Below are 21,855 nucleotides of genomic sequence, written 5' to 3'. Positions count from 1 at the left end.
TAGCTTCAGAAATTTGTGAAATGAATGTAGCATCGGGGTCATGACTAGTGCCATCTCGGCCTCCGGGCTGGTGAAGACCTTCGGCGGGACCAGGGCCCTGGACGGGCTCGACCTCTCCGTGGCAAGTGGTGAGGTGCACGGCTTCCTGGGCCCCAACGGCGCCGGCAAGTCGACCACCATCCGCGTGCTGCTCGGCATGCTGCGGGCCGACGCCGGCGAGGTCCGGCTGCTCGGCGGCGACCCCTGGCGGGACACGGCCGACCTGCACGCCCGGCTGGCCTACGTGCCCGGCGACGTGACGCTCTGGCCCAACCTCTCCGGCGGCGAGGCGATCGACCTGCTCGGCAGACTGCGCGGCGGCGTCGACCAGCGCCGGCGCGACGAGCTGGTCGAACGCTTCGAGCTCGACCCCAAGAAGAAGGGCCGCGCCTACTCCAAGGGCAACCGGCAGAAGGTCGCGCTGGTCGCCGCGTTCGCCTCGGACGTCGAACTGCTACTGCTCGACGAGCCGACCTCCGGCCTCGACCCGCTGATGGAGGCGGTCTTCCAGGACCTGGTCGCCCAGGAGCGCGAGCGCGGACGCACCGTCCTGCTCTCCAGCCACATCCTGGGTGAGGTCGAGGCGCTCTGCGACCGGGTGACGATCATCCGCAAGGGCCGCGCCGTCGAGTCCGGCACCCTGAGCGAGCTGCGGCACCTCTCCCGCACCTCGGTCAGCGCCGAGCTGGTCGCCGCCCCGGACGGGCTCGCCGGCCTGCCGACCGTGCACGACCTGCGGGTCGAAGGCACCCGGGTCCGCTTCGACGTCGACACGGCCGAACTCAACGCCGTCCTCGCCCACCTCACCGGGATCGGCGTGCGCGGCCTCACCTGCCAGCCGCCCACCCTGGAGGAGCTGTTCCTGCGCCACTACCAGGGCGACGGCGACCAGGCGGACGGCGCGGTCGCCAGCGCGCCCGCACCGCGCAGCGGAGCGGCGCGATGAACGACTTCGTGGGCACGCGGGACCTGATCAAGCTCTACGCCCGCCGGGACCGGGTCAAGCTGCCGGTCGGCCTGCTGATCATGGTCGGCATCGTGGCGAGCAGTGTCACCGGGTTCGCCAAGCTCTACACCACCGCCAAGGAGCGGACGGACTTCGCCAACGGCGTCAACGGCAACGCCGCGCAGCTCTTCATGTACGGGCCCGTGGTGCGCACCGACGCGGCCGGCGGCCTGGTCGCCTGGCGCACCGCCGCACTCGGCGGCCTGATCATCGGCCTGATCAGCCTCTTCACCGTCATCCGGCACAGCCGCGGCGAGGAGGAGACCGGCCGGGCCGAACTGATCCGGGCCGGCGTCGTCGGACCGCGCGCCCAACTCGCCGCCGCCTTCGCCGTCGCCGTCGTCGGCAACGTCGTCACCGCGCTCTACCTGGCGCTCACCATGGGCTTCCAGGGCCTGCCCTGGGGAGGATCGATCGCCCTCGCGCTCGGCCTCGGCGCCACCGGCTGCGTCTTCGCCGGCATCGGCGCGATCGCCGCCCAGCTCACCGAGAGCGCCCGCGCCGCCCGCGGCATCGCCTCCGCCGTCGTCGGCGCCGCCTTCCTGCTCCGCGCCCTCGGCGACGCCGGGAAGCACGACCTCTCCTGGGTCGTCTGGCTCTCGCCGATCGGCTGGACGGAACGCCTGCACCCCTTCGCCGACGAGCGCTGGTGGGTGCTCCTCCTGGCCGCCGCCACCACCGCGCTGCTGACCGCCGCCGCCTTCGCGCTCAACGCCCGCCGCGACCTCGGCGCCGGCCTGCTGCCCGACCGGCCCGGCCCGGCCACCGCCGCCCCCGGCCTGCGCACCCCGCTCGCCCTCGCCTGGCGGCTGCACCGCCCCGCCCTGCTCGGCTGGAGCGCCGGCTTCCTCGTCGTCGGCGCCGTCACCGGCGGGGCCGGCAAGAGCATCGGCGACCAGATCGACAGCAGCAGCGCGCTGAAGAAGGTGTTCGAGAACCTGGGCGGCCACGGCGACCTCGTCGACGCCTACCTGGCCACCGCCATGGGCACCCTGGGCCTGCTCGCCGCCGCCTACGCCGTCCAGGCCGCGCTGCGCCCGTACCAGGAGGAGACCGCCGGCCGGGCCGAGCCCGTCCTGGCGACCCGCACCTCCCGGATCGAATGGGCCGTCAGCCACCTGGTCTTCGCGCTGCTCGGCCCGGCCGTCGCCCTCGCCGTCGGCGGCCTCGCCGCCGGGCTGGTCTACGGGGCGAGCACCCACGGGATCGGCCACGAGGTGCCCCGGCTGCTCGGCGCCGCCCTCGTCCAGCTGCCCGCCGCGTGGATCCTCGCCGCCCTCACCACCGCGCTGTTCGGGCTCGCCCCGCGCGCCGTGCAGGCCGCCTGGGGGGCGCTGGTGGTCTTCCTGCTGCTCGGCCAGCTCGGCGGGGCGTTCGGCTGGAACCAGAAGCTGCTCGACGTCTCGCCGTTCACCCACATCCCGCGGATCCCGGCGGCGAGCCTGAGCGCGACCCCGCTGCTGGTCCTGGTGCTGGTCGCCGCCGCGCTCACCGCCGCCGGCCTGGCCGGCTTCCGCCGCCGCGCGGTCGGCAGCTGACCCCCGCCGGTGGTGGGGGCGTTCAGGGCCGAGCCCCCACCACCCCGGGCGCGGTCAGGCGCGGCGCAGCTCCAGCGGCAGCCGCCGGGCCCCGAACAGCATCGCCGGGCTCGGGAAGTACTCCACGCCCCGCGCCCGGTCCACCCGCAGGTCCGCGAACCGGTCGAACAGCCGGTTCAGCGCGATCCGGGACTCCAGCCGGGCCAGCGGCGCACCCAGGCAGAAGTGGATGCCGTGCCCGAACGCCAGGTGCGGGTTGGGGCTGCGCCGGATGTCGAAGGCCAGCGGGTCCGGGAACCACGCCGGATCCCGGTTCGCGGCCGCCAGCCACACCGACACCGCCGTGTCCGCCGGGATCGTCCGCCCGCCCAGCTCGGCGTCCCGGGTGGTGCGCCGCAGGTTGCGGGTGAACGGCGGGCGGCAGCGCAGCACCTCCTCGATCGCGGCGGGGACGGCCGAGCGGTCCGCCCGCAGGACGGCCGCCGCCTCCGGGTGCGCGTCCAGCAGCAGGACGGTGGTCCCCAGCACGGCCGTCGTGGTCACGTGCCCGGCCACCAGCAGCACGATCGCGAAGCTCGCGATCTCCCCGTCGTCCAGCCGCCGCCCGTCCACCTCGGCCGCCACCAGCAGACTGATCAGGTCCTCCCCGGGCCGGGCCCGGCGGGCGCGCACCTGGCCGGTGAAGTAGTCGAACATCTCGCGCAGGGTCGGCGCGTACGAGCGCAGCGTCTCCGCCCCGACCACCACCTCGTCCGCGCGCATCGTGCCGGAGAGCATCACGTCCGCCCAGCCGCGGAACCGCTCGCGGTCCTCGGCCGGGACGCCCAGCAGCTCGGCGATCACCACGATCGGCAGCGGGTAGGCCAGCGCGCCGACCAGCTCGGCGCGGTCCTCCACCGCGTCCAGCAGGCCGTCCGTGATCGCGGCGATCCGCGGCTCCAGGTCGGCCACCGTCCGGGGCGTGAACGCCCGGCCGACCAGCCGCCGCAGCTCCTGCTGGCGGGGCGGGTCCATCCGGACGAAGTTGCCCCGGCCGAACAGCTCCAGCTCCGGCTGGGACGGCATCAGCGAGCCGAGGTCCGAGGAGAACAGGCCCGGGTCCGCGTACACCCGCGCCACCTCCGGGTAGCCGAAGACGTGCCAGGAGCCGGTCCGCTCGTCGAGGTGCACGGGCTCGCCCGCGCGCATCCCGTCCAGCCAGTCGAAGAGCCCGCGGATCTCCTCCGGAAGCCCCGCGTCCACACCCCTGCTGGCAGCCACACCCATCGTGATCGGTCCCCTCGCTCGTCGGGCCCCCGGTCCTGAGGCATCCTCACCCCGCCGCGGGGCGGCGCGGAACCCGAGAACCGGCGGCCGGCCCGCCGCCGGGCCCCGCCCTCGGGGTCCGACCCCTGCCGGCTGGGGGCGCCCCGGGCCGAATAGGGGTGGCGGACCGTCGCCGCACCGGGCACGGCCGGGCCACCCTGGTCCCGGACGGACGCCGCGGCGGGGAAGGGAACGGGCAGACGCGATGAACGGAACGCTCCGATGACCGGAACACTCCGATGAACGGAACACTCCGATGAACGGAACACTCCCATGACCGGAAGACTCCAATGACCGGAACGACCGGGGCCGTCGTGCTCGGGGGCGGACTGGCCGGCCTGCTGGCCGCGACGGTGCTGGCACGCCACGTCGACGAGGTCACCGTGGTGGACCGGGACGGGCTCCCGGCCGGGCCCGAGCCGCGCAAGGGCGTGCCGCAGGGCCGGCACGCCCACCTGCTGTGGTCCGGCGGCGCCCGCACCATCGAGGCCCTGCTGCCCGGCACCACCGAGCGCTGGCTCGCCGCCGGCGCCCGCAGGGTCGCCGTCCACCAGGACATGGTGTCGCTCACCGCCTACGGCTGGCAGCACCGCTTCCCCGGCACCCAGTTCATGATCGCCTGCAGCCGGCCGCTGCTCGACCACGTGGTCCGCGAAGCCGTGCTCGGCCACCCGCGGATCACCCTGCGCGAGCGCACCGAGGCCCGGGCCCTGCGCGGCGGCGCCGACCGGGTCACCGGCGTCACCGTGCTCCCGCTCGGCGCCGGGCGGGAGGAGGACCTGGCCGCCGACCTCGTGGTGGACGCCACCGGGCGCGGCTCACGGCTGGACCGGTGGCTCCCCGCGCTCGGCCTCCCGGTGCCCGAGACCGACCGCGTCGACCCCGGCATCGTCTACGCCACCCGGATCTACCGGGCGCCGCACGGGATGGCCGCCGACTTCCCGGTGGTCAGCGTCTACGCCGACCACCGGGACGGCGGGCCCGGCCGCAACGGCGTGGTGCTGCCGATCGAGGACGACCGCTGGATGGTCACCCTCTCCGGCACCCGCAACGGCGAACCCGGCGGCGGCGAGGCCGAGTTCCTCGCCTTCGCCCGCGCCCTGCGGCACCCCGTCGTCGCCGAGCTGATCGCCGGCGCCGAACCCCTCACCGGCGTCCGGCGCACCCGCAGCACCGCCAGCCGCCGGCTGTTCTGCGAACGCGCCGAACGCTGGCCCGCCGGACTGGTGGTGCTCGGCGACGCCCTCGCCGCGCTCAACCCCGTGTACGGGCACGGCATGAGCGCCGCCGCCCTGGGCGCCGACGCGCTCGACCGCGCCCTCACCGAGCACGCGCTCGCCCCGGAGCTCGCCGCCCGGGCCCAGCAGGCCATCGCCCGGGTCGTCGACGACCCGTGGATCTTCGCCGCCGCCCAGGACATCTGCTACCCCGACTGCCGCACCGACGTCCGCGACCCGCGCCTGACCACCCGGGCCGCCGAACGGCGCCGGTTCGCCGAACTCATCGGCGCCACCGCCATCCGCTCGCCGTCGCTCAGCGCCGCCACCACGGCCGTCAGCACGCTCTCCGTCCCCTCCAGCAGCCTGGAGGACCCGGCCGTGCTCGCCCACCTGCGCCGGGGGCCGCAGCGCCCGGAGCTCCTGCGGCCGCCGCTCAAGGCGGCGGAGCGGGAACTGCTGGCGCGGTGCGCGGCGGCGGGGGAGGGGGTAGCGGGGTAGCGGGGCCGGGGCCGGGGGCGCGGGTCAGGAGGGTCGGCGGGGGCGCATCAGGAGCAGGTCCTCGCCCCAGGCGTCCAGCACCGCCGCGTGGCCGGCGGCCCGGGCCGCGGCCTCGACCCGGGCGAACAGCCGTTGCTGCGGCTCGACTTCGCCGGTCGCGGTGATCCGGGCGACGGCCTCCAGCAGCGCGGCGCCGTCCCAGCCGGGCAGCGGGAACCGGTCCAGCTCCCAGGCCAGGTACTTGTTGTAGGGGCGCGGGCGGCGGTCCAGGGCGAAGAGCAGGTCGAGCAGGAATCCGACGCCGGCGGCGGCGTCCAGGTGGCCGGCGAGCGGGTCGCCGTCGCGGTGGTTCTTGACCGAGCGGTAGAGCGCGTTGGCGTAGGCGTCCAGCAGGGCGGCGGCGGACCGGAAGGCCTCCTCGGGGCCGAGCCGCCCCGCCGCGGCGACGATCCGGGCGAGCTCCCCGTCGCGGCGGTCGAGCAGCACCCGGGCGCGGGCGATCGCGTACCGCTCCCAGTCGGCGGGCCGGCGGAACCGGTCGAGCGTGGTGACGACCAGGTCGAGCCGCGCGGAGCGGTAGCCGTCGAGCGCGGCCAGCCCGCTCGCCGCGTCGTCGGCGAGGACGACGTAGAGGTCGTGGTCGGAGTGCCGGGTGGCCATGCCGTCGTGCGCCCGGGAGCCCTTGAGGACGAGGCCGACGACGGCCGGGTCGGCCGTCGCGGCGGCGACGAACGACGCGAACTCCATGGTCACGCCAGGTCCTTGCGCATCATCGTGCAGATCGTCTCGTACCGGTGGATCGAGCCGTCCTCGGCCTCCACGTCCCAGGAGTCGGGTGCGCGGCCGAAGGCCCGGTAGCCCAGACGCTCGTAGAGGGCGCGGGCGCGCGGGTTGTCCTCCTCGACGCGGAGTTCGGCGCGGGTCAGGCCCCGCGCGCCGATCCGCCGCTCGGCGGCGCGGATCAGCAGCGTGCCGATCCCGCACGACTGCAGGGCCGGGTGGACGCTCAGCTGCCAGAGCATGCCGGCGCCCGGCGTGACCGTGTAGTCGACGCCGCAGAGGGCCACCGGGAACCCGACCGGCGTGCACACCGCCAGGTAGTCGATCTCGCCCGCCCCGGCGCGATGGAGCTGGTGGACGAGCTGGCGCACGTGCGCGGGGGAGCCGGACCAGCCGCAGCGCGGCACGTCCGTCTCGGTGAGGTCGCGCACCGACAGGTCCAGCCTGATCCCGGACATCGCCGCATCCCTTCGCCACCGACACCGACCGGCTCCCATTCCAGCAAGCCGGCCCCCGTGCCGTCCACGGGGTTTCGGGCCGATCCGGCGTCAGGCGTAGGGGTGCCACCGGGGTGTTAGGGGTCGGGGGCGTTAGGGGCCGCCGGGGCTTCTCCGCGGGTGCGGGGGCGTGCGAGGTTGGCGTAGTCCCGGAACCGGTGCGGCGACGGGGCGGAGCTGTGCCGAGAACTGACCTTGGCGACGGCGCCGGACGGGTGCCGGCGGGCCGTCGCCCGTCCGCTTTCCAGGACCGGAATCCGCCGGCGGCACCCACGCGGGGCCGCCGGGAGTCCGGCGGGCCCACGGGTGGGAGACATGGCCGATTCCGCTGAGTTCGGACCTGACCGGATGCCGCGCGCGGGTGAGTCACCGCGTGCCGGGCGCGAGCCGATCGCGGTGGTGGGCCTGGCCTGCCGCCTCCCCGGCGCCGCCACCCCGGACGCGTACTGGCGGCTGCTCGCAGACGGCGTCGACGCGGTCACCGAGTTCCCGGCCGACCGCTGGGCCGAGGCGCTGGCCCGCGACCCCGGGCTGGCCGACGCCGTGCCCGCCCACGCGCGGCGCGGCGGCTTCCTCGACCGGGTGGACGGCTTCGACCCCGCCTTCTTCGGCATCTCGCCGCGCGAGGCCCGGGCGATCGACCCGCAGCAGCGGCTCGCCCTGGAACTGGGCTGGGAGGCCCTGGAGGGCGCCGGCCTGCGCCCCGCCGCGCTGGCCGGCACCCGCACCGGCGTGTTCGTCGGCGGCGGCGCCGACGACTTCGCCAAGCTCACCCAGGCGCACGGCCCGCACGCCGTCACCCAGCACACCGCCACCGGCCTGACCCGCGGCATCATCGCCAACCGGATCTCCTACCTGCTCGGCCTGCACGGACCCAGCCTCACCGTCGACACCGCCCAGTCCTCCGCGCTGACCGCCGTGCACCTGGCCTGCGAGAGCCTGCGCACCGGCGAGTCCGAACTGGCGCTGGCCGGCGGCGTGCAGCTCAACCTCACGCCCGAGGGCGCGCTGGCCGCCGCCCGGTTCGGCGGACTGTCCCCGACCGGCCGCTGCCACACCTTCGACCACCGGGCGGACGGCTACGTGCGCGGCGAGGGCGGCGCCCTGGTGGTGCTCGAACCGCTGCACCGGGCGCTCGCCGCCGGTCACCGGGTGCTCTGCGTGATCCGCGCCAGCGCCACCAACAACGACGGCGCCACCGACGGGCTCACCGTGCCCAGCGCCGCCGCCCAGCGCGACCTGCTGCGGCTCGCCTACCGCCGTGCCGGCCTCGACCCCGCCGAGGTCCAGTACGTCGAATTGCACGGCACCGGCACCCGCCTCGGCGACCCGGTCGAGGCCGCCGCCCTCGGCGCCGTCCTCGGCCGCGACCGGGCCGCCGACGACCCACTGCTGGTCGGCTCCGCCAAGACCAACATCGGCCACCTGGAGAGCGCCGCCGGGGCCGCCGGACTGGCGAAGGCCGTGCTCTGCCTGAGCCGCCGCGCACTCCCGCCGAGCCTGCACCACGAGCGGCCCGCCCCGGCCGTCGAGCTGGCCGGGCGAGGCCTGCGGGTCCGCACCGAGCACGGCCCCTGGCCGCACCCCGACCGGCCGCTGGTCGCCGGGGTCAGCTCCTTCGGCATGGGCGGCACCAACTGCCACGTCGTGCTCTCCGACCACCCGGACGGCTCGGGCCGCTCGGACGGCTCGGGCCGCTCGGCGAGCGTGCCGGCGCCGTCCGGCCCGGCCGCCGGGGTGGACGGCTGCGGCACCCTGCCGTTCCTGCTGTCCGCCCGTGACGCGGGCGCGCTGCGCGAGCAGGCCGAGCGGCTGGCCGGGCACCTCGGCGCGCAGGATCCGGCCGACGTGGCCCACTCGCTCGCCACCACCCGCACCCTCTTCGAGCACCGCGCCGTGCTGCTCGCCGCCGACCGGGCCACCCTGGCCGACGCGCTCGCCGACCTCGCCGACGACCGGCCGTCCCCCGCCGTGGTCCGCGGCGAGGACCTCGGCGGCGGCACCGCCTTCCTGTTCGCCGGACAGGGCGCCCAGCGACCGGGCATGGGTCGCGAGCTGTACCGGGCGTTCCCGGTCTACGCCCGCGCCTTCGACGAGGCCTGCGCCGCCCTCGACCCGCACCTGGAGCCGCACCTGGACCCGGACCCGGACCTGGACCCGCACCGGGGCCGTTCGCTGCGCGAGGTCGTGTTCGCCCCCGAGGGCAGTCCCGAGGCCGCCCTGCTCGACCGGACCGGCTACACCCAGCCCGCGCTGTTCGCCGTCGAGGTCGCGCTCCACCGGCTCGTCGAGAGCCGGGGCGTGCGCCCCGACCACCTGATGGGCCACTCGATCGGCGAGATCGCCGCCGCACACGTGGCCGGAGTGCTCGACCTCGGCGACGCGGCCGCCCTGGTCGCCGCGCGCGGCCGGCTGATGCAGGAACTGCCGGGCGGCGGCGCGATGGTCGCCGTGCAGGCCACCGAGCGGGAACTCGCCGAGCAGCTGGCCGGCCGGGAGGCGGAGCTCGGCATCGCCGCGCTGAACGGGCCGGAGGCGACCGTGCTCGCCGGAGACGAACAGGCGGTGCTCCGGCTCGCCGAGCACTGGCGGGCACGGGGACGCCGGACCAAGCGGCTGCGGGTCGGCCACGCGTTCCACTCGCCGCACATGGAACCCATGCTCGACGCCTTCGCGGCCGTCCTGCGCGGGCTCGACTTCCGGCCGCCGCAGATCCCGATCGTCTCCAACCTGACCGGCGCGCCCGCCGGCGCCGCCGAACTCTGCGACCCCGACTACTGGGTGCGGCACGTCCGCCGACCGGTGCGCTTCCTGGACGGGATGCGCCGACTGCACGAGGCCGGGGTCACCCGCTACCTGGAACTCGGCCCGGACGGCGTGCTCACCGCCCTGGCCCGCGACTGCGTCCCCGCGGGGAGCGCGTTCGTCCCCGCCCTGCGGCCGCGCTGCCCCGAGGTGCGCGGGCTCACCGAGGCGCTGGCCCGGCTGCACGCGCACGGCGCGCCCGTCGACTGGAGCGCCGCCTTCGCGGGCAGCAGCCCGCGCCGCGTCCCGCTGCCGGGGTACCCGTTCCAGCGGCAGCGGTACTGGCTGGAGCCGGCGGTACAGGCCGAGGAGCCGGCTGTCGTACCCGAGGAGCCCGGACGGCCCGCTGGTGCGCCCGACGCCCCGGCGGTACCGGCCGAGGAGGCCCTGCGGCGCCGGCTCGCCGGGCTCGACGCCGCCGAACAGCGGCGCGTCCTCGGCGAGTTGGTGCGCGAGCGGATCGCCGCCGTCCTCGGGCACGCCACCCCGGCCGGCGTCCGGGACCGGGCCGCCTTCAAGGACCTCGGCTTCGACTCGCTGACCCTCGGCGAACTGCGCGAGCAGCTGGCCGCCGCCACCGGCCTGCCGCTCCCCACCTCGCTGCTCTTCGACCACCCCACCCCCGCCGCGCTCGCCGCCGAACTGCGCGCCCTCGCGCTCGGCGAGGACACCGACACCGAGGCGCGTGCCGCAGTCGGGACGGACGAGCCGATCGCGATCGTGGCGATGGCCTGCCGGCTGCCGGGCGGCGTGTCCTCGCCGGAGGAGCTGTGGGAGCTGGTCGCGGCGGGCCGTGACGCCATCTCCGGGTTCCCGACCGACCGGGGCTGGGACCTGGGCCGGCTGTTCGACGCGGGCGCGGACGGCCCCGGCACCTCGCACACCCGCCACGGCGGATTCCTGGACGGCGTGGGAGAGTTCGACGCGGAGCTGTTCGGGATCTCGCCGCGCGAGGCACTGGCCATGGACCCGCAGCAGCGGCTGCTGCTGGAGACCTCCTGGGAGGTGTTCGAGCGCGCGGGCATCCCGGTGGACGCGCTGCGCGGCAGCGACACCGGCGTCTTCGTCGGCGCCACCACCGCCGACTACGGCCCCCGGATGCACGAGGCCGCCGACGGCGCCGAGGGCTACGTGCTGACCGGCACCACCCCGAGCGTCGCCTCCGGCCGGATCGCGTACAGCTTCGGCCTGGAGGGCCCGGCGATCACCGTCGACACGGCCTGCTCCTCCTCGCTGGTCGCCCTGCACTGGGCCTGCCGGGCGCTGCGCGCCGGGGAGTGCTCGCTGGCGCTCGCCGCAGGGGCGACCGTGCTGGCCACCCCCGGCATGTTCGTGGAGTTCAGCCGCCAGCGCGGCCTCGCCCCGGACGGCCGCTGCAAGCCGTTCGCGGCCGGGGCGGACGGCACGGGCTGGGCGGAGGGCGTGGGCGTGCTGCTGCTGGAACGGCTCTCCGAGGCGCGGCGCAACGACCACCGGGTGCTGGCGGTGGTGCGCGGCTCGGCGGTCAACCAGGACGGTGCGAGCAACGGCCTGACCGCGCCCAACGGGCCGTCCCAGCGCCGGGTCATCCGCGCCGCGCTGACCGCTGCCGGGCTGACCGCCGACCAGGTCGACGCCGTCGAGGCGCACGGCACCGGCACCCGGCTCGGCGACCCGATCGAGGCGCGGGCACTGCTCGCCACCTACGGCCAAGGGCGGCCCACCGAACGGCCGTTGTGGCTCGGCTCGGTCAAGTCCAACCTCGGCCACACCCAGGCGGCGGCGGGCGTCGCGGGCGTGATCAAGATGGTGCAGGCGCTGCGGCACGGCGTGCTGCCGCGCACCCTGCACGTGGACCGGCCGACCCGCGAGGTGGACTGGACGGCGGGCGCGGTCGCGCTGCTCACCGAACCGGTGGACTGGCCGCGCGGCGAGGAGCCCCGGCGGGCCGGGGTCTCGTCGTTCGGCGTCAGCGGGACGAACGCGCACGTCGTCCTGGAGGAGGCACCCGAGGAGCCCGAGGAGCCCGCGGAGGCCGAGGCACCCGAGAAGCCCGCGGAGTCGCCGGCTGTGGGCGCCGGCACGCCCGCCCGCGTGCTGCCGTGGCTGCTCTCGGCCCGGACCCGGGACGGACTCGCCGCCCAGGCCGCCCGGCTGGCGGCGGCGATCGGACCGGAGACCGAACCCGCCGACCTCGCACGCTCGTTGGCGACCACCCGGACGGCCCTGGAACACCGGGCGGTGGTGACCGGCCGAGGCCTGGACAGCCTGCTCGGCGGGCTGCGCTCCCTCGCGGACGGCGAGCCCGGGGGCGGCGTCGTCACGGGGACGGCCACCGGGGACGCCCGGGTGGTGTTCGTGTTTCCGGGGCAGGGGTCGCAGTGGGTGGGGATGGGGGCTGAGCTGCTGGATTCCTCGCCGGTGTTCGCGGCGCGGATCGGGGAGTGCGAGCGGGCGTTGGCGCCGTTCGTGGACTGGTCGCTCACTGAAGTCCTGCGCGGTGGTGCGGGGTTGGAGCGGGTGGATGTGGTGCAGCCGGTGCTGTGGGCGGTGATGGTGGCGCTGGCGGAGGTGTGGCGGTCGTTCGGGGTGGAGCCGGCGGCGGTGGTGGGGCATTCGCAGGGGGAGATCGCGGCGGCGTGCGTGGCGGGTGCGTTGTCGTTGGAGGACGGCGCGCGGGTCGTCGCGTTGCGGTCGCGGGCGTTGCTGGGGTTGTCGGGGTTGGGTGGGATGGTGTCGGTGCCGCTGCCCGCCGAGGAGGTGGAGCGGCTGCTGGAGCCGTACGGCGGCCGGATCGGCATCGCCGCGCTCAACGGCCCTTCGTCCACAGTGGTTTCGGGCGATGCGGACGCGTTGGAGCAGCTGGTCGCCGGGCACGAGCGGGCGCGTCGGATCGACGTGGACTACGCCTCGCACGGCCCGCACGTCGAGGCGATCCGGGAGGAACTGCTCACCGCGCTGAGCGGGATCGCCCCGCAGGCGGCGGCCGTGCCGTTCCATTCCACGGTGACGGGCTCGTCGATCGACACCACGGGGTTGGACGCCGCGTACTGGTACACCAACCTGCGGCAGCCGGTGCGCTTCGCCGAGGCCGTCACCGGCCTGCTGGGGCAGAGCCTCGGGGCGTTCGTCGAGATCAGCGCGCACCCGGTGCTCGTCGTCGGGGTCGGCGAGTGCATCGAGCGCGGTGAGGGGAGTGCCGTCGCGCTGGGTACCCTGCGCCGGGACGAGGGCGGGACCGAGCGGTTCACCCGCGCGCTCGCCGAGGCCTGGACGCACGGCGTCCCCGTGGACTGGCGGCGCGCCTTCCCGGCCGACGCCCGGACCGTCCAACTCCCCACCTACGCCTTCCAGCGCCGCCGCTACTGGCTGGCGGGCAGCGGCGCCACGGCCGGGGACGCGGCCGGGCTCGGGCTCGCGGCCGCCGGGCACCCGCTGCTCGGCGCGGCCGTCGCGGTCGCCGATGGCGGCGGCCACGTCCTCACCGGTCGGCTCTCGCTGCGCACCCACCCGTGGCTGGCCGACCACGCGGTCGCCGGGACCGTTCTGCTGCCGGGCACCGCGTTCGTGGAGCTCGCGGTGCGGGCGGGCGACGAGGCGGAGTGCGGGCGGCTGGACGAACTCACCCTGCACGAGCCGCTGCTCCTCGGCCCGCAGGACGCGGTGGCGCTGCAGGTCGTCGTCGGCGGCGCGGACGACCGGGAACGGCGGTCCGTCGACGTCTACTCCCGGCCGGACGGCGCGCCCGCCGAGCAGCCGTGGGTGCGGCACGCCTCCGGCACGCTGGCCGGCTCCGCCTGTGGAACCGGAGCCGCCGATGGGGCCGCCGACTGGGCCGCCGGCGACTGGCCACCCGCCGGTGCCGAACGCATCGAGCTGGACGGCCACTACCCGCGCCTCGCGGAGACCGGCTATGCGTACGGGCCCGCCTTCCAGGGCCTGATCGCCGCCTGGCGGCGCGGCGACGAACTCTTCGCCACCGTGCGGCTGGACGGCGAACAGCGCGACGGCGCGAGCCGGTACGCCCTGCACCCCGCGCTGCTCGACGCCGCCCTGCATGCCGTGCTGCTGGACGACGACGCGGACCGGGTGGACGGGGTTCGGCTCCCGTTCAGCTGGTCGGGCGTCACCGTGGCGGCCGGCGGCGCGGCTAACGCCCGGGTGCGGATCGCCCGTTCGGAGGGCGATGCGGTGTCGATCCGGCTCGCGGACGACGCGGGCCGGCCGGTGGCCTCGGTCGAGTCGCTGGCGTTGCGGCCCGTCACCGAGGACCGGCTCCGCGCCGCCGGGCGGGTCGGCGATGACCTGTACCGGGTGGTGTGGTCGCCGGTGGTGGTGGCGGGCGGGGAGTTGGTGGGGCGGTGGGCGGTGGTGGGGGCGTCGGTGGATGCCTCGTGGGGTGTGTTGGGGCCGGTGTGCCGGGGGTTGGGTGGGGTCGTTGCGGCGGATGTGGTGGTGGCGGTGTGTGGCGGCGGTTCTGCTGCCGAGGTGGGTGCGTGGGTGTTGGGGTTGGTGCAGGGGTGGGTGGGTGAGGAGCGGTGGGCCGGGTCGCGGTTGGTGGTGGTGACGCGGGCGGTTGATGTGGTGTGGGGGTTGGTGCGGTCGGCGCAGGCGGAGTTTCCGGGGCGGTTCGTGTTGGTGGAGGCGGATGGTCCGGAGGGTGTGGTGGCGGCGGTGTCGTCGGGTGAGCCGCAGGTGGCGGTGCGTGGTGGTGTGGTGGTGGCCCCGAGGTTGGCTCGCGGGGCGGCGGTCGGGGCCCCGGTGAAGGCGGTTTCGGCGGGGGCGGTGGTGGTGACCGGTGGGACGGGGACGTTGGGCGGGTTGGTGGCGCGGCGTTTGGTGGCGGCGCACGGCGTGCGTGAGCTGCTGCTGGTGAGTCGGCGGGGTGAAGCGGCGCCGGGTGCGGGTGAACTGGTCGCGGAGTTGGAGGAGTTGGGCGCCGCAGTGACCGTGGCCGCGTGTGATGCGGCGGACCGGGAGGCGTTGGCGGGGGTGTTGGCGGGGCGTCGGTTGGCGGGGGTGGTGCATGCGGCGGGGGTGTTGGACGACGGGACGATCGCGTCGTTGACGTCCGAGCGGTTGGCGGCGGTGCTGCGGCCGAAGGTCGACGCGGCGCTGAATCTGCATGAGTTGACGATCAATCAGGAGCTTTCGTTCTTCGTGCTGTTCTCGTCCATCGCGGGTGTCTTCGGCAACCCGGGGCAGGGCAACTACGCGGCGGCGAACGCCGCCCTGGACGCGTTGGCGGCGCAGCGCCACGCCGCCGGGCTGCCCGCCGTCTCCCTGGCCTGGGGCCTGTGGGAGCAGGCCAGCGGCATGACCGGCCACCTCGACGCGGGCGGCCTGGGGTGGATGGCCCGAGCCGGGATCCGTCCGCTCGCGACCGAGCAGGGCCTTGCGCTCTTCGACGCGGCGATCGGAGCGAGCGAACCCCTCCTGGTGCCGGTGCGGCTCGACACCGCCACCCTGCGCGCCCAGCAGGCGGCAGGCCTGTTGCCGGCCGTCTGCCGAAGCCTGGTCCGGCAGCCGTCCCGGCGGATCGCCGAGAACCGGACGGACGGGCCGTCCGGGCTGCCCCGGCTGCTCGACGGCGTGCCGGAGGGCGAGCAGGAGTCCACCCTGTTGGCCTTCGTGCGCGGTCAGGTCGCTGCTGTGCTCGGCCATGCCGACCCCGAACTGGTCGACGCCGAAAGGGCGTTCAAGGAGCAGGGCTTCGACTCGCTGACCGCCGTCGAGCTGCGCAACCGGATCGGCGCCGCCACGGGTCTCCGGCTGCCCGCCACGCTGGTCTTCGACCACCCGAACCCGCTCGCGCTGGCCCGGTACCTGCGGGCCGAGGCGGCCGGACGTCCGGGCCAACAGCCCGCCGTGGCGCGGTCGTCCGCGGTGGCGGCCGACGATCCGGTGGTGATCGTGGGCATGGCCTGCCGCTTCCCGGGCGGGGTGTCCTCGCCGGAGGAGCTGTGGGAGCTGGTCGCGGGCGGGGTGGACGCGATCGGCGATTTCCCGGCCGATCGCGGCTGGGACCTGGGGAGTTGTACGACGCGGAGGGCGTGCGGCCCGGGACGACGTACACCCGGTCCGGCGGCTTCCTGGCGGACGCGGCCGGGTTCGACGCGGGGTTCTTCGGGATCTCGCCGCGTGAGGCGCTGGCGATGGATCCGCAGCAGCGGCTGTTGCTGGAGACGTCGTGGGAGGCGCTGGAGCGGGCGGGGTTGGAGCCGGCGTCGTTGCGCGGCAGCCGGACCGGCGTGTTCGCGGGCGTGATGTACCACGACTACGCGGGCGGCACCGATCCCGCCGCCGAGCTGGAGGGGTACTCGCTCACCGGCACGCTGGGCAGCGTGGCGTCAGGTCGGATCTCGTACACCTTCGGGTTGGAGGGCCCGGCCGTCACGGTGGACACCGCGTGCTCGTCCTCGCTGGTCGCCCTGCACCTGGCCGCGCAGGCGCTGCGGGCGGGCGAGTGCCGAACTCGCCCTGGCGGGCGGCGTGACGGTCATGGCCACGCCCGAGGTCTTCGTCGAGTTCAGCCGCCAGCGCGGGCTGTCGCCGGACGGCCGGTGCAAGGCGTTCTCGGACGCGGCGGACGGCGCCGGGTGGTCCGAGGGTGCGGGTGTGCTGGTGGTGGAGCGGTTGTCGGACGCGGTGCGGGCCGGTCATCGGGTGCTGGCGGTGGTGCGGGGTTCGGCGGTGAACCAGGACGGCGCGTCGAACGGGTTGACGGCGCCGAACGGTCCCTCGCAGGAACGGGTGATCGAAGCGGCGCTTGCCTCCAGTGGATTGACGGCCAATCAGATCGATGCGGTGGAGGCGCACGGAACCGGCACCGCGCTGGGCGATCCGATCGAGGCGCAGGCACTGCTGGCGACGTACGGGCAGGCGCACTCCGACGGACAGCCGCTGTGGCTGGGCGCGTTGAAGTCCAACCTTGGCCACGCGCAGGCGGCGGCGGGGGTGGCGGGTGTGATCAAGATGGTGATGGCGATGCGGCACGGGGTGCTGCCGCGCACGCTGCACGTGGACGAGCCGAGCCGGGAAGTGGACTGGGGCTCCGGTCGGTGGCGCTGCTGGTGGAGGAGGTGGCCTGGCGCGAGGACCGAGCGGCCGCGCCGGTCGGCGGTGTCCTCGTTCGGGGCCAGCGGGACGAACGCGCACGTGGTGCTGGAGCAGGCGCCGGAGGTGGCTTCCGTCCTGGGTGAGGAGCCGGCCGGGGTGGTGCCGTGGGTGCTGTCGGCGCGGTCGGAGGGCGCGTTGCGGGCGCGGGCGGAGCGGTTGGCCGTCGTGGGTGGGTGAACTCGACCTGGCGGATGTGGGGTTGTCGCTGGCTTCCATCGGCGCAGGGTTCGAGCGGCGGGCGGTGGTGGTCGGTTCGGAGCGGGCCGAACTGCTGGCGGGGCTGGGGTCGGTGACCGGCGGCGAGGTCGTCGTCGGGAAGACCGCGGTGTTGTTCTCCGGGCAGGGCGTGCAGTGGGCGGGGATGGGGCGGGGGTTGTACGAGGCGTTCCCGGTGTTCCGGGAAGCCTTCGACGAGGTGTGCGCCCGGCTTGATGAGGAGCTGGGGGCCAGCGTTGCGGGCCGTGGTGTTCGGTGAGGAGGGCTCACTGGACCAAACGGTGTTCACGCAGGCCGGTTGTTCGCGGTCGGGGTGGGGTTGTGGCGCCTGTTGGAGTGGCTGGGTGTCCCGGTGGACGCGGTGGGTGGCCATTCGGTGGGCGAGGTGGTGGCCGCGTATGTGGCTGGCGTGTGGTCGCTGGCGGACGCCTGTCGGGTGGTGGCCGCGCGTGGTCGCCTGATGCAGGCGCTGCCGTCCGGCGGGGTGATGGTGGCCGTGCGGCTGTCCGAGGCGGAGGCCGTCGAGCGGCTGGCGGGCTGGTCCGGGGTGGGGATTGCGAGTCTGAACGGGCCGCGGTCGCTGGTGCTCTCCGGTGAGGAAGCGGCCGTGGACGCGGTGGTGGCGGACCTGGAGGCCGAGGGCGTGCGGTGCAAGCGCCTGCGGGTCTCGCACGCCTTCCACTCGTCGCTGATCGAGCCGATGCTGGACGAGTTCCGGCAGGTGTTGGAGGGCGTGGAGTTCCGCGCGCCGCGGCTGCCGGTGGTGTCGAACGTGTCGGGCGGTCTGTTGACGGCCGAGCAGGCGTGTGCGCCGGAGTACTGGGTGCGTCAGGCCCGTGAGGCGGTGCGGTTCGCGGACAATGTGACGGCGTTGCGCGAGCTCGGCGTGGTCCGCTTCGTGGAGCTCGGCGGCCAGGCGCTGGTGGCGATGCTGGACGAGCCGGTGGTGGTTGCCGCGCTGCGGCGGGACCGTCCGGAGGTGGAGTCGTTCTGGTCGGCGGTGGCCGAGCTGTACGTCAGCGGCGCCACCGTCGACTGGACCCGGGCGTTCCCGGGTGCTCGCCGGGTCGACCTGCCCACGTACGCGTTCGAGCACCAGCGGTTCTGGCCGGAGCCGGCCGTCGCGACCGGTGATCCGGCGGGTCTGGGGCTTGCGGCTGCCGGGCATCCGCTGCTCGGCGCGGTCACCCGCTTGGCGGGCGGCGAGGGCCAGGTGTTGACCGGCCGTATCTCGCTGCGGACGCATCCGTGGCTGGCCGATCACGCCGTGGGCGGCCAAGTCCTGCTGCCGGGGACGGCGTTCGTGGAGCTGGCGATCCGGGCGGGGACGAGGTGGACTGCGGTCACGTGGAGGAGCTGACGCTGGAGTCGCCGCTGGTGCTGGACGAGCGCGAGGCGGTGATCCTACAAGTTCTCGTCGAGGCGCCCGATGAGGACGGCCGGTGCGCGCTCGCGATCCACTCCCGCAACGAGACTGCCGACCCGGACGGTTGGGTCCGGCACGCCAGTGGCACGGTGGCGCCCGGGGCTCGGCGCCGGCGTTCGAGCTGGCGACGTGGCCGCCCGCCGGTGCGGAGCCCGTCCCGCTCGACGGCTTCTACTCCGGTCTGGCCGAGGGTGGTTACGGCTACGGTCCGGCGTTCCAGGGTCTGCGGGCTCTGTGGCGGTGCGACGGCGAGGTGTTCGCGGAGGTGTCGCTGCCGGACGGTCTCGCGGTCACCGGTTTCGGTGTCCACCCCGCCCTGCTGGACGCGGTCCTTCAGGCGATAGCGGCGGCGGATCGGCGCGTGCCGAGGGGCAGTTGGTGCCGTTCGCCTGGACGGGCGTGGAGCTGTTCGCGACGGAGGCCGTGGCAGTCCGGGCGCGGTTGACGTTCTCCGGGACGGAGACCGTGAGGGTGGAGGTCACCGACGTGACCGGTCGGCCGGTGCTGTCGGTGGCGTCGCTGGATCTGCGTCCGTTGGCGGTGTCGGCGGTGGGTCGGGTGGAGTCACTGTTCCGGGTGGACTGGGTGCCGGCCGAGGTGGGCGGTTCGCTCGGTGAGTGGGCGGTGTTGGGGGACTGCGAGGCGGTGGGTGGTCGGCGGTTCGCGGATCTGGGGGCGCTGGCTGCGAGTGGGTTCATGCCCGCCGTGGTGGTGCTGCCGGTGGCCGGCGAGGTGGCCGAGGTGTTGCCGGTGGTACAGCGGTGGTTGGCGGAGCGTCGGTGGGACGGTGCCCGGTTGGTGGTGGTGACGCGCGGCGCGACGGTGGAGGCGGGCGCGGCCGGGGTGTGGGGTCTGGTGCGGTCGGTGCAGGCGGAGGAGCCGGGGCGGGTGATGTTGCTGGATCTGGACGGTTCGGTCCGGTCGTTGGAGGCTCTGCCGGGGGCGTTGGCGGCGGGGGAGCCGCAAGCCGCGCTGCGTGACGGTGAGTTGTTCGTTCCGCGTCTCGGCCGGGTCGACCACGGTGAGCTCCTGCCGGTCCCGATGGAGACGCCGTGGCGCGTGGACGCGGTGACCGCAGGGACGCTGGACGGTCTCGGGGTGTTGGCCGTCGAGCCTCGGGCACCGGGTCCGGGCGAGGTGCGGGTGGAGATCCGGGCCGCGGGAGTCAACTTCCGTGACGTGCTGGGCGCGTTGGGGATGTACCCGGGTGAGATCGTGCTGGGCAGCGAGTTCGCGGGCGTTGTGGTGGAAGTCGGCCAGGGCGTGGACCAGTTGACGGTCGGCGACCGGGTGTTCGGGATGGCGCGGGGCACCTTCGGGTCCGAGTGCGTGGTGGATGCGCGGTTGGCGGCGCGGATTCCGTGCGGGTGGTCGTTCGTTCGGGCGGCATCGGTGCCGGTCGTGTTCCTGACGGCGTTCTACGGGCTGGTGGAGCTGGGTCGGCTGCGGTCGGGTGAGTCGGTGTTGGTGCACGCGGCGGCGGGTGGGGTGGGGATGGCGGCCGTGCAGCTGGCGGGCCATCTGGGCGCGGAGGTGTTCGCGACGGCGAGCGAGGCGAAGTGGCCGGTGGTCGAAGGACTCGGCGTGGACGCGGCCAGGATCGGCTCGTCCCGGGATCTGTCGTTCGAGGACACGGTCCGTACGGCGTCGGGTGGGCGCGGGGTGAATGTGGTGGTGAACTCGCTGGCGGGTGAGTTCGTGGACGCCTCGGCGCGGCTGCTGGGGGAGGGTGGCCGGTTCCTGGAGATGGGCAAGACGGACATCCGTCCGGATGGCTGGGCGGCGGCCGAGGGGATCGTCTACCGGCCGTTCGACCTGCTGGACGCGGGCCCGGAGTTGATCGGTGGGATGCTGGCGCGGCTCGTCGAGCTGTTCGAGCAGGGGGTCCTCGTGCCGCTGCCGGTGCGGGTGTGGGACGTGCGCCGGGCGGGCGAGGCGCTCCGTTACATGAGTCAGGCCCGGCATGTCGGCAAGGTCGTGCTGACGGTCCCGCGCCCGATCCCGCCGGCCGGCACCGTGCTGGTCACCGGCGGGACAGGTGCCCTGGGCGCCCTGGTGGCCCGCCACCTCGTCACCCACCACGGCGTCCGGGAGCTGGTTCTGACCAGCCGTCGCGGCCCGGACGCCCCGGGCGCGGCGGACCTGGTCGCGGACCTGCGCGCCCTCGGGGCCGAGGTGAGCGTCGTCGCCTGCGACGTCGCGGATGAGGCAGCGGTGCGCGCGCTGGTGGCCGGTATCGGTGAGCGCCTGACGGCCGTCGTCCACACCGCCGGTGTCCTGGACGATGCGACGGTGGCCGCGCTCACCCCCGAGCGCCTGGCCCGCGTGCGCCGTCCGAAGGTCGACGCCGTGCGCCACCTTCACGAGGCGACCCGGCACCTCGACCTGGCCACGTTCGTCGTGTTCTCCTCCGTCGCGGGTGTCCTCGGCACGGCGGGTCAGGGCGCCTACGCGTCCGCGAACGCCGCGCTCGACGCCCTGATGGCCGACCGCCGCGCCCAGGGCCTGCCCGCCCTCTCCCTGGCCTGGGGCCAGTGGGACGGCCCGGGCATGGCCGCCGGCCTGGCCGAGACGGACCTGGCCCGGATGGCCCGTACCGGCATCCGCCCGATGAGCGCCGATGAAGCGCTTGCGCTCCTCGACGCGGCCCTGCGCCGCGACGAGCCCGTCCTCGTCCCGGCCCGCCTCGACCCGGCGGCGCTGGCCCGCCGCGACGACCTGCCCCCGATCCTGAGCCGCCTCGTGCGCGTACCCCGCCGTCGCGCCGCCGCCACCGGCACCACCGAGTCCCCGACCACCCTCACCCACCGCCTCGCCGCACTCCCGGAAGCCCAACAGCGCGAGCTGCTGGACGACTTGGTGCGCGGCCACGCCGCCACCGTCCTCGGCCACGGCGACCCGCTCGCGGTCGACATGCACCGCGGCTTCCTGGAGCTGGGCTTCGACTCGCTCACCGCCGTCGAGCTGCGCAACCGGCTCCAGCGGGCCACCGGCCTGCGCCTGCCGACCACCCTGATCTTCGACTACCCGGCCCCCGCCGCGCTCGCCGGGCACGTGCACGAGGAGCTGCGGCCGGCCGGCACCGCCCCCGCCGCGCCCGGTCTGGACGAGCTCGACCGGCTCGAAGCGGCCGTCGCCGCCCTGGCCGCCGACAGCGACCACCGGGACCGGCTGGCCAGGCGGATCCGGTCCCTGCTCTGGAAGGTGGAGGCCGACCCGGCCCCGGCGGGCGGGCCGGACGGGACGCACGGGCCGGACGCGACGAACGGGCCCGGCGGGTCGGACGGCGGCGGGCTCGGCGCGGCCAGCGACGACGAGATGTTCGCCCTGATCGACAAGGAGCTCGGGCGCCCATGACCCAGGCCGCAACGACCCAGGCGCCAGTGAACCGTTCAGTCCCCGCGACGTGCCCAGGGAAGAAGGTCGC

Annotated in this window: 10 protein-coding genes and 3 pseudogenes; 10 read left to right on the top strand and 3 right to left on the bottom strand. The window is 75.4% G+C overall.

Annotated elements, in window-relative coordinates:
• Window positions 1-40 precede the first annotated feature (40 nt).
• Complete coding sequence (locus AB2U05_RS00510; RefSeq protein ID WP_369182060.1) at window positions 41-985, top strand: ATP-binding cassette domain-containing protein; 945 nt, start codon at window positions 41-43, stop codon at window positions 983-985.
• Window positions 982-2,583, top strand: a complete 1,602-nt coding sequence (locus tag AB2U05_RS00505; RefSeq protein ID WP_045711042.1) for an ABC transporter permease — start codon at window positions 982-984, stop codon at window positions 2,581-2,583. Before AB2U05_RS00510 ends, AB2U05_RS00505 begins: the two co-directional genes overlap by 4 nt.
• Before the next feature lie 54 nt (window positions 2,584-2,637).
• Here AB2U05_RS00505 and AB2U05_RS00500 read toward each other — a convergent pair whose 3' ends face one another.
• Window positions 2,638-3,843 (bottom strand): cytochrome P450, encoded by a 1,206-nt coding sequence (locus tag AB2U05_RS00500; protein WP_244179011.1) that lies wholly within the window; start codon window positions 3,841-3,843, stop codon window positions 2,638-2,640.
• Window positions 3,844-4,178: 335 nt separating this feature from the next.
• Between AB2U05_RS00500 and AB2U05_RS00495 the strand changes: the two genes are divergently transcribed.
• Entirely contained in the window at window positions 4,179-5,606 is a 1,428-nt protein-coding gene (locus AB2U05_RS00495) for an NAD(P)/FAD-dependent oxidoreductase (RefSeq protein WP_369182059.1), read from the top strand.
• Between the two features lie 24 nt (window positions 5,607-5,630).
• Here AB2U05_RS00495 and AB2U05_RS00490 read toward each other — a convergent pair whose 3' ends face one another.
• Window positions 5,631-6,353 (bottom strand): hypothetical protein, encoded by a 723-nt coding sequence (locus tag AB2U05_RS00490; RefSeq protein WP_369185869.1) that lies wholly within the window; start codon window positions 6,351-6,353, stop codon window positions 5,631-5,633.
• Window positions 6,354-6,355: 2 nt separating this feature from the next.
• On the bottom strand, window positions 6,356-6,844 hold the full coding sequence (locus AB2U05_RS00485) for a GNAT family N-acetyltransferase (protein ID WP_369182058.1): 489 nt from the start codon (window positions 6,842-6,844) through the stop codon (window positions 6,356-6,358).
• Between the two features lie 354 nt (window positions 6,845-7,198).
• Here AB2U05_RS00485 and AB2U05_RS00480 point away from each other — a divergent pair.
• The 7 genes and pseudogenes from AB2U05_RS00480 to AB2U05_RS00450 all read left to right on the top strand — a co-directional run.
• Window positions 7,199-15,505, top strand: a pseudogene (locus AB2U05_RS00480) (type I polyketide synthase); the annotation flags it as partial.
• 81 nt (window positions 15,506-15,586) lie between these two features.
• A pseudogene (locus AB2U05_RS00475) lies at window positions 15,587-16,080 on the top strand (beta-ketoacyl synthase N-terminal-like domain-containing protein); the annotation flags it as partial.
• Between the two features lie 88 nt (window positions 16,081-16,168).
• Window positions 16,169-16,963, top strand: coding sequence for a beta-ketoacyl synthase N-terminal-like domain-containing protein (locus tag AB2U05_RS00470; RefSeq protein ID WP_369185868.1), 795 nt, complete (start codon window positions 16,169-16,171; stop codon window positions 16,961-16,963).
• A complete protein-coding gene (locus tag AB2U05_RS00465; RefSeq protein WP_369182057.1) occupies window positions 16,956-17,261 on the top strand; it encodes an acyltransferase domain-containing protein in 306 nt (101 codons plus the stop codon). Before AB2U05_RS00470 ends, AB2U05_RS00465 begins: the two co-directional genes overlap by 8 nt.
• A gap of 54 nt (window positions 17,262-17,315) precedes the next feature.
• Window positions 17,316-18,409: pseudogene (locus AB2U05_RS00460) on the top strand (acyltransferase domain-containing protein); the annotation flags it as partial.
• Between the two features lie 35 nt (window positions 18,410-18,444).
• Window positions 18,445-18,873, top strand: a complete 429-nt coding sequence (locus AB2U05_RS00455) for a polyketide synthase dehydratase domain-containing protein (protein ID WP_369185867.1) — start codon at window positions 18,445-18,447, stop codon at window positions 18,871-18,873.
• Window positions 18,807-21,785, top strand: coding sequence for an SDR family NAD(P)-dependent oxidoreductase (locus tag AB2U05_RS00450; RefSeq protein WP_369182056.1), 2,979 nt, complete (start codon window positions 18,807-18,809; stop codon window positions 21,783-21,785). Before AB2U05_RS00455 ends, AB2U05_RS00450 begins: the two co-directional genes overlap by 67 nt.
• Window positions 21,786-21,855 lie beyond the last annotated feature (70 nt).

It is taken from the genome of Streptomyces sp. Y1 (assembly GCF_041053115.1).
Lineage (GTDB): Bacteria > Actinomycetota > Actinomycetes > Streptomycetales > Streptomycetaceae > Kitasatospora > Kitasatospora rubellomurina.
Note: the sequence above shows the minus strand (reverse complement) of the source record. Positions and strands in the feature narration are given on the sequence as shown.